We start from the raw sequence: 7,123 nt of genomic DNA on the forward strand, positions 1-7,123 counted from the left end.
GTCGGGCCGGGGGGTGCCCCCTATCCCCCCCCGGGGCCCCACCCCCCCGCGCGACCGGGCGGGTGGGCCCCGGGGTGCCCCGTAGTTGCGGGTGCCCCACCCGAGCGGGTGGGGCACCGGCACATCCGCGCGCCTCCGGCGGATCAGCGCTGTGCGAGCCGCGCCCCGAGCAGCGTCAGGTCGGCCGCGCCGAGGCGGTCCCGGGCGATCTTCGCCTGATGCCAGTACGGGTACGGCAGCGGCGACGCGCTCACCCGGTCCAGCCGCCCCCGCTCACCCTCGGAGAGCGCCAGACCGGCCGCCGCCAGATTGCCGGCCAACTGCTCCTCGGTTCGGGCCCCGACCACCAACGAGGCCACCGCGGGCCGGCCCAGCAGCCAGGCCAGCGCCACCTGGGCCGGGGTGGCGGCGCGCTCCTCGGCGATCCGCACCAGGGTCTCGACGATGCCGTAGAGCCGCTCCCGGTCGTACACCGGCGGCTCGTTCCAGTCCGTCAGGTGTCGAGACCCCGCGGGGGCCTCGATGCCACGCCGGTACTTGCCGGAGAGCAGCCCTCCGGCCAGCGGGCCCCAGGCGAGCACTCCCACGCCCTGGTCGACGGCGATCGGCAGCAGTTCGTTCTCGGCGTCCCGCGCCTGCAGCGAGTAGTGGATCTGCTGGGAGACGAAGCGTGCGGCGCCGATCCGGTCGGCGGTGGCCAGGGCCTTCATCAGGTGCCAGCCCGAGTAGTTGGAGCAGCCGACGTAGCGGATCTTGCCGGCCCGCACCAGGTCGTCCAGGGCGGTGAGGGTCTCCTCCAGCGGGGTGAGGCCGTCCCAGGCGTGAAGCTGGTAGAGGTCGATGTGGTCCGTGCCGAGGCGGCGCAGCGAGCCCTCACAGGCCTCGATCAGGTGGTGCCGGGACAGGCCGGCGTCGTTCGGGCCGGGGCCGGTGGGCATGCGGGCCTTGGTGGCGATCAGGGCCCGGCCCCAGCGGCCCTTCATGGCCTGGCCGACGATCTCCTCGGAGAGGCCGCCGGAATACGAGTCGGCGGTGTCGACCAGGTTGACCCCGGCGTCCAACGCCAGGTCGATCATTCGGGTGGCGCCGGTCACATCGCTGTCGCCCACCTTGGCGAAGACTCCGCGTCCGCCGAAGGTCATCGTACCGAGGGACACCACCGAGACGCGCAGGCCGGAATTTCCTAGATGACGATATTCCATCGGGATTCTCCGCTCGGTCGGATTGCCGGGTCGTGACATGAAAAAGCGCGGCCACCCAGGTTCTCCGGGCGGTCGCACGGAATGGCGGCGGACTTCTCCGGGAAGTCCGCCGGACGGATTCTCGGGAAGTCGCCGAACAAATCTCCCTGGAATCCTTCCACGGCGAACGCATCTGATCCGTTCAATATCTCCTCTTGGTGTTCGTTTTACTAGCTCACAAGGATTTCGTGTTGCAGCCTGCGGGCCTCCTTGGACGGCTTCAGGCCGAGTTCCCGGTCGAGGACCTGGCGCAGTTCGCCGAACACGGTGAGCGCTTCGCCGCGCCGGCCGGAACGGTGCAGTGCCTCCATCAGCTTGAGATAGAAGGATTCGTGCAGCCGGTGGGTCTCGACCAGCGAGCGCAGTTCGGCGACGATCTCGCGGTGGCGGTTGTTGGTGAGGTCCGCCTCGATGCGCAACTGGACCGCCTCCAGCCGGGCCTCCTCCAGGTACACCGCGAGTCCGCGCAGGGCCGGCCCGGAGGTCAGGTCGGCGGGGATCGGCCCACGCCACAGGGCCAGCGCCTCACGCAGCAGCTCGGCGGCGCCGACCGCAAGGCCGCGGCGCAGCTCGGTCCGGCCCCGGTCGACCAGATGCTGGAAGCGGAAGATGTCGATGTTGGCGCGGGGCGCCGCCAGGACGTAGCCGTCCGGGCGGGTCGCGAGCAGGTCGCAGCTGTTCGAGGAGTTGAAGATGAGGGCGAGCATCTTGCGCAGCTGATGCACATAGGTCTGCACGATGGTCTTCACGGTGCTGGGAGGATCGTCAGGCCATAACTCGTCGATGATGCGGTCCATGCTGACTGTCGATCCGGCGTTCGCCGCGAGCAGGGCGAGCACCTGGCGGGGCTTGGTGGCAGTGACCTTATAGGGGTGCCGGAATTCCGTGGTTCTGCTGGCGTGGCCGATTTCCAGGGGACCCAACAGATCGATTCGTACCAGCTCTCCGGGCATGGCAACCTTCCCTGTTGACTCTTTACGAGATGCCGAGGGCGACGGCGGTTGGTCGAAGTTATCGACACCAGGCGCTTGCAGAATCGGGCGCGCACGGTGTGTTCGCCTACGTTGCTTGAGTCTAGGCTGAGCCATTCCAACATGTCAATGACATGCCAAGTTCTTTAATATTCCGCAGAGATAACATGTCCACTATCATCCGACATGTCAACGACATGACGAGTTCTGGAATATTCCACAGGGTCGAACATGTCCATTATCAGTGGATAACATCGCACGTCGATTCCCAGCAGCCCCGGCACCCCGGTTCGCACCGTCCGTGCCACCCGTCACACACCCACCCCCGGCCCGGACCTGATGCGGCACACCCGGCCGCCCGGCCGAGAAGGCCGGACGGCGGGGAAGGCCGGACGGCCCGGAGGGGCGGGCGAGGTCAGGCCGCGGCGGCCCGATGCACCAGCCGGAGCAGGTCCCCCAGGGTGGAGACCTCCAGGATTCCGTCCTCCGGGATGTCCACGCCGTACTGCACCTTGAGCCTGCCGACGGTCTCGATCAGCGCCAGCGAGTCGTAGCCGAGCTCGCCGAGGGTGAACCCGGCGAGGTCGCCGTCCAGTTCGTCGGGCCGGTCGCCGCCGGCGCAGGCGATGAGAGTCTCGTAGAGGTCGTGGATGGTCATGTTGGCGATCATGTGTCAACTCCCGTTCTGGGCGGCACGGACGACAAGGGCGGAGTTGAATCCCCAGCGCCCCCGGGCGAGCAGCAGTGCGGTGTCCACCCGGGTCTGCCGGGGCTCCCCGAGGACAAGGTCGAGGCCGTACTCTTCGGGCACCTGCGAAGTGCCGAAGACCGGTGGAACGATACCCTCCTGAATGCTCATCAGAGCGGCGACGGTGTCCAACGGGCCACCGCCGGAGAGTAGCCGCCCGGTGAGCGTCTTGGGCGCGGTCACCGGCACCCCGCGTTCCCCGAACACCTCGCGCAGCACCGCGGCCTCGGCCCGGTCGGCGGCCGGCAGGCCGAGCGCGTCGGCGAACACCACGTCCACCTGTCCGGGGTCCACCCCCGCGTCGGCGAGCGCGAGTTCGACGGTGCGGCGCAGCGCGGGCGGGCGGTCGCTGCCCGGGGCCGGGTCGAACCCGGAGGCGTAGCCGGCGATCTCCCCGTACACCCGGGCCCCGCGGGCGGCCCCGGCGGCGGCGTCCTCCAGGACCAGGATGGCGCCGCCCTCGCCCGGCAGGTAGCCGCGGGCCCGGGCGTCGAACGGCCGGTAGGCGGTCGCGGGGTCGGGGTCGACGCTGACCCGCCCGCCGGACAGGTGGGAGGCCCAGCCCCACGGGTCGAGGGCGGAGTCCACCCCGCCGCACACCACCAGGGGCACCCCGGCGCGCACCGTGCGGCGGGCCTGGCCGAGCGCGTCCAGGCCGCCGGCCTGCTCGGCGACCAGCGCCACCGACGGGCCGCGCATGCCGTGCCGGATGGACAGCTGACCGGTGTTCACCGCGTAGAACCAGGCGAAGGACTCGTACACGCTCACGTGTTCCGGGCCCTGGCTCCACAGCTTCTTGAACTCGCGGTGGGTGAAGTCGAAGCCGCCGGAGGCGTTGGCGGTGACCACACCCATGTCGTAGTCGGTGAACTCGGCAGGGTCCACCGAGGCGTCCGCCAGGGCAGCCTCGCCGGCGATCAGCGCCAGCCGGGTGGACCGGTCGGTCTGGGTGAGCAGCCGGCTGGGCAGCAGCCGCTCGGCCTCCAGGTCGACCAGCCCGGCGAGGCGCGCCGGGTAGCCTGAGGTGTCGAAGCGGTCCAGTACGTCGATGCCGCTGCGGCCGGCCAGGGTGGCGGCCCAGAACTCCTTGACGCCGAAGCCGTTCGGGGCGACCACACCCAGCCCGGTGATGACGCTCATGCCGTCCTCCGTCCGGGCCGGACCAGCACCATCGCGCTCTGGAACCCGCCGAAGCCGCTGCCGACCGTCAACACGGTGTCGACGCGGTGCTCGCGGGCGGTGTTCGGAACATAGTCCAGGTCGCAGTCGGGGTCGTTGACCTGGAGGTTCGCGGTCGGCGGGACCACATGGTGGGCCATCGCCAGAAGCGAGGCGGCGATCTCCACCGAGCCGACCGCGCCCAGCGAGTGGCCCACCATCGACTTGACCGAGCTGATCGGCGTCCGATACGCCCACCCACCGAGGCTGACCTTGAACGCCTCGGTCTCGTGCCGGTCGTTCTGCTTGGTGCCGGAGCCGTGCGCGTTGATGTAGTCCACCTGAGAGGCGTCCACTCGGGCCTGACCGAGCGCGGAGCGGATCGCCTCCGCCATCTCCCGGCCGTCGGTCTTCAACCCGGTCATGTGGTAGGCGTTGCACCGGGTGGCGAACCCGCCGACCTCGGCGTAGATCCGGGCGCCGCGCCGCTGAGCGGCCCCCAGTTCCTCCAGCACGAACACCGCGGCGCCCTCGGCGAGCACGAATCCGTTGCGGGTGCCGTCGAACGGCCGGGAGGCGTGCTGCGGATCGTCGTTGTAGGTGGTGGTGGCCTTGATGGCGTCGAAGCAGGCCACCACGATCGGGGTGATCGGGGTGTCGGTGGCGCCTGCCACCATGACGTCCGCGCTGCCCTCGCGGATCAGCGCGACGGCGTGCCCCACCGAATCCAGCCCCGAGGTACAGCCGTCGGACACCATCGTCACCGGGCCCTCCGCGCCGACCGTCCAGGCCACCTCCGCGGGCATGATGCTCGGCACCATGTGGTCGTACATGTGCGGGGAGAGGTGGTCCGGCCCCATCACCCAGTTCCGGCCGGAATCGGAGAGCACCAGATACTCCTGCTCAAGGCTGGTGGCCGCCGCCACCGCACTGCCCAGACTCACCCCCACGCGGTGCGGGGCGTGCGCGGACAGGTCGATCCCGCTGTCGGCCAGTGCTTCCCGGGCGGCCACGACCGCGAACTGGGTGGCCCGGTCCATCCGGCGGACCTCACGGGGCGTCAGGCCCTCCGCTGCCGGATCGAAGTCGACCTCGCCGGCGACTTGCGAGCGGTACGGCGACGGGTCGAAGAAGGTGATCCGCCGGGTTGCCGTCCGGCCGGCGGACAGCAGCTCCCAGAAGGTGTCCTTGCCCGGAGCTCCAGGCGCCCGCACTCCCATTCCGGTGATCGCGACTCGCCGACTCATGCGGCACCACCGGGCGCGTCCATGCCTTTCACTTGCGCGGCCTCCCACTCGGATGCGTTGCCAGAACGTGTCCTCACATTGATGGGAAAGCTATCCGCGCGTGCTCTAAGGGCACTCAACGCGCGCTTCAGCGCAACCACCTTCAGCCGAGCTCTAGCAGCGGTGCAGCACCCGCCCGTACGAATGCCGGGTACCCGTTGAACCACCGGCCCGGAGGGAGTCACCATGCCGAGGACCGCACCGCGCGAGCGGGGGTCGTCGTGAGGGCGGCGGTGCTGCACGCGCTCGGCGAGCGGCCCCGCTACCAGGACCTGCCCGAGCCGACGCCCGTCGCGGGAGAGGAGCCCGTGCGCATCACCGCCTGCCCGGTGACCAACCTGGACCGCGCCCGCGCGGCCGGCACCCACTTCGCGGCGCCCGCCGAACTTCCCGTCGTCCTCGGTTCCTTGGCCGCCGGGGTCCTTTCGGACGGCGCCCGGGTGCTGTTCCGCTCCGCGCACGGGGTGATGGCCGAACGCGCCACCACCCGGCGCGCCTGGTGCACCCCGATCCCGGACACGGTGGACGACGTCGCGGCCGCCGCCGTCCAGAACCCCGGGGTGTCGGCCTGGATCTCGCTCACCTGGCGGGCCGGCCTGCGCCCGGGCGAGAGCGTGCTGGTGCTCGGCGCCACGGGCGTCACCGGCCGGCTCGCCGTGCAGCTGGCGAAGCGCTTCGGAGCCGGCCGGGTGGTCGCGGCCGGCCGCGACCCCCAGGGTCTGGCCGAACTGCGCGAGCTCGGCGCGGACCGCACGATCCGCCTCGACGTCCCCGACCGGGACCTCGACCGCGCGCTGCGCGACGCGGCCGGCCCCGACGGCTTCGACGTGGTGCTGGACTACCTGTGGGGCCGACCGACCGAGATCTACCTGAACACCCTCGTGGTCAACGACATGGTGCTACGGCACTCGCGCACCCGCCTGGTCCAGGTCGGCGTGATGGCCGGGCCCACCCTCACACTGCCGGCAGAGGTGCTGCGCGGCAGCGGGCTGGAGATCCTCGGCAACGGCACCGGGAACGCTCCGCCGCCCGAGGTGCTGTCCAGCGCCCTCGCGCAGGTCCTCGACCTGCTCGGCGCGGGGGCGCTGCGGATCGCCACCCACCCCGTCCCACTGGCCCGGGTGGCCGAGGTCTGGGACCTCGACCAGCGCGGGCGGCGCACCGTCCTCATCCCCTAGGTCCTGTCCGCGGATCCTCGTCCGTACACCCAGTGAAGGAGCGTCAGCAATGACCGATGTGACCGACCAGGCTCGGATCCCGTCCCTGTACGAGCGGCTCGGCGGCACCATGGGTATCGCCGTGCTCATGGACGTGCTCACCGACCGGCTGTTCGACAACGCCTCGGCGAACCTCAACCCGTACGTGGCCAAGATGCACGAGACCAACGCCAGGCCGGGCTTCAAGTGGATGGTCACCGCCTGGTCGATCGAGGAGACCGGCGGGCCCAAGGTCTACCCCGGCCGGAACATGGTCGACGCGCACGCCGACATGGTTTCCAGTCACTTCGACTTCGACGTGGTGGCGCTGGAAATCGCCGCCACGCTGAGCTTCTGCGGGGTGCCGCCCAAGGAAGCCAAGGAGTACCTGGCCATCATCGAGAGCTTCCGCGGCGACGTGCTCACCCACTCGCTCGGCAAGCCCGGCGGCGCGGAGTCGCTGGAGCGCCCGCAGGACTGAACGACCGCGCCGCCGAACGCCGTCGCTCCGGGCTCCCGCGGG

At 70.7% G+C, this 7,123-nt stretch carries 7 protein-coding genes; 2 read left to right on the top strand and 5 right to left on the bottom strand.

Annotated elements, in window-relative coordinates:
* Positions 1-143 precede the first annotated feature (143 nt).
* From ACFRAR_RS14455 to ACFRAR_RS14475, 5 genes are all read right to left on the bottom strand, one after another.
* A complete protein-coding gene (locus ACFRAR_RS14455; RefSeq protein WP_380698324.1) occupies positions 144-1,202 on the bottom strand; it encodes an aldo/keto reductase in 1,059 nt (352 codons plus the stop codon).
* A 209-nt stretch (positions 1,203-1,411) separates the two neighbouring features.
* Complete coding sequence (locus ACFRAR_RS14460) at positions 1,412-2,194, bottom strand: BTAD domain-containing putative transcriptional regulator (RefSeq protein WP_380698326.1); 783 nt, start codon at positions 2,192-2,194, stop codon at positions 1,412-1,414.
* 433 nt (positions 2,195-2,627) lie between these two features.
* Positions 2,628-2,870 (bottom strand): acyl carrier protein, encoded by a 243-nt coding sequence (locus tag ACFRAR_RS14465; RefSeq protein WP_380698328.1) that lies wholly within the window; start codon positions 2,868-2,870, stop codon positions 2,628-2,630.
* 15 nt (positions 2,871-2,885) lie between these two features.
* On the bottom strand, positions 2,886-4,100 hold the full coding sequence (locus ACFRAR_RS14470; protein ID WP_380698330.1) for a ketosynthase chain-length factor: 1,215 nt from the start codon (positions 4,098-4,100) through the stop codon (positions 2,886-2,888).
* Positions 4,097-5,365 carry a beta-ketoacyl-[acyl-carrier-protein] synthase family protein gene (locus ACFRAR_RS14475; protein ID WP_380698332.1) on the bottom strand — a complete coding sequence of 423 codons (1,269 nt, stop codon included), beginning with the start codon at positions 5,363-5,365 and terminating at the stop codon, positions 4,097-4,099. The genes ACFRAR_RS14470 and ACFRAR_RS14475 overlap by 4 nt, the downstream gene beginning before the upstream one ends.
* Positions 5,366-5,625: 260 nt before the next feature.
* Between ACFRAR_RS14475 and ACFRAR_RS14480 the strand changes: the two genes are divergently transcribed.
* Together ACFRAR_RS14480 and ACFRAR_RS14485 are read left to right on the top strand one after the other, a co-directional pair.
* Positions 5,626-6,582, top strand: coding sequence for a zinc-binding alcohol dehydrogenase family protein (locus tag ACFRAR_RS14480; RefSeq protein WP_380698334.1), 957 nt, complete (start codon positions 5,626-5,628; stop codon positions 6,580-6,582).
* Positions 6,583-6,631: 49 nt separating this feature from the next.
* Positions 6,632-7,081, top strand: a complete 450-nt coding sequence (locus tag ACFRAR_RS14485) for a group 1 truncated hemoglobin (protein ID WP_380698335.1) — start codon at positions 6,632-6,634, stop codon at positions 7,079-7,081.
* The last annotated feature ends 42 nt before the right edge of the window (positions 7,082-7,123 follow it).

Origin of the sequence: Kitasatospora sp. NPDC056651, assembly GCF_042792155.1 — a bacterium.
Classification (GTDB): Bacteria; Actinomycetota; Actinomycetes; order Streptomycetales; family Streptomycetaceae; genus Kitasatospora.